Origin of the sequence: Paracidobacterium acidisoli (genome assembly GCF_003428625.2) — a bacterium.
GTDB classification, from domain to species: Bacteria; Acidobacteriota; Terriglobia; order Terriglobales; family Acidobacteriaceae; genus Paracidobacterium; species Paracidobacterium acidisoli.
Genome location: NZ_QVQT02000014.1, coordinates 1 through 1,189, shown reverse-complemented (window position 1 = coordinate 1,189; position 1,189 = coordinate 1). Strand labels below are relative to the sequence as shown.

The following is a 1,189-nucleotide window of genomic DNA, read 5'->3' as shown; positions in this document are numbered from 1 at the left end:
ATGGCGAAGGAGAAGTTTGACCGTAGTAAGCCGCATGTGAATGTGGGGACGATCGGTCATATTGATCACGGGAAGACGACGTTGACGGCGGCGATCACGAAGGTGCTGTCGAAGCATAACCCGAACAACAAGTTCCGTTCGTTTGACACGATCGACAATGCTCCTGAGGAGCGTGAGCGCGGTATCACGATCGCGACGGCGCATGTGGAGTATGAGACGGCGAACCGTCACTATGCGCACGTGGACTGCCCGGGTCACGCGGACTATATCAAGAACATGATCACCGGAGCGGCGCAGATGGACGGCGCGATTCTGGTGGTGGCGGCGACCGATGGTCCGATGCCGCAGACGAAGGAGCACGTGCTTCTGGCCCGCCAGGTGGGTGTGCCGTACATCGTGGTGTTCCTGAACAAGTGCGATGCGGTGGAAGATCCCGAGCTGATCGATCTGGTGGAGATGGAAGTGCGTGAGCTTCTGTCGAAGTACAACTTCCCGGGCGACGATGTGCCGGTGATCCGCGGATCTGCGCTGGGTGGACTGAACGGCGAGAAGCAGTGGGAAGACCGGATCGACGATCTGATGGCTGCGGTGGACGCGAACGTTCCGCTGCCGGCGCGTGCGATCGACCAGCCTTTCCTGATGCCGATCGAAGACATTTTCTCGATCTCCGGCCGCGGCACGGTGGTGACGGGCCGTATCGAGCGCGGCAAGGTGAAGGTGGGCGAGGAAGCGGAGATTGTTGGCTTCCGCGAGACGCGCAAGACGGTTGTGACCGGGGTTGAGATGTTCAAGAAGCAGCTGGACGAGGGTCTGGCCGGGGACAACGCGGGGCTTCTGCTGCGCGGTATTGCGAAGGAAGACGTGGAGCGCGGGATGGTTCTGGCGAAGACCGGGTCGATCACGCCGCACACGAAGTTCAAGGGCGAGATTTACGTGTTGTCGAAGGATGAGGGCGGCCGTCATACGCCGTTCTTCAACGGCTACCGTCCGCAGTTTTACTTCCGTACGACGGACGTGACGGGCTCGGCGAAGCTGCCTGCGGGCACGGAGATGGTGATGCCGGGGGATAATGTGTCGCTCGAGATCGAGCTGCACACGCCGGTGGCGATGGAGAAGGGTCTTCGGTTCGCGATCCGCGAAGGCGGACGCACCGTAGGCGCCGGCACCATCACCGAAATTATTCAGTAAA

General features: G+C 60.8%; 1 protein-coding gene. It reads left to right on the top strand.

Annotated features, from left to right (window positions below):
- Positions 1–1,188: elongation factor Tu (gene tuf, locus D0Y96_RS20300; RefSeq protein WP_117303742.1), on the top strand; the 1,188-nt coding region annotated here is incomplete at its 5' end.
- Between the last annotated feature and the right edge of the window lies 1 nt (position 1,189).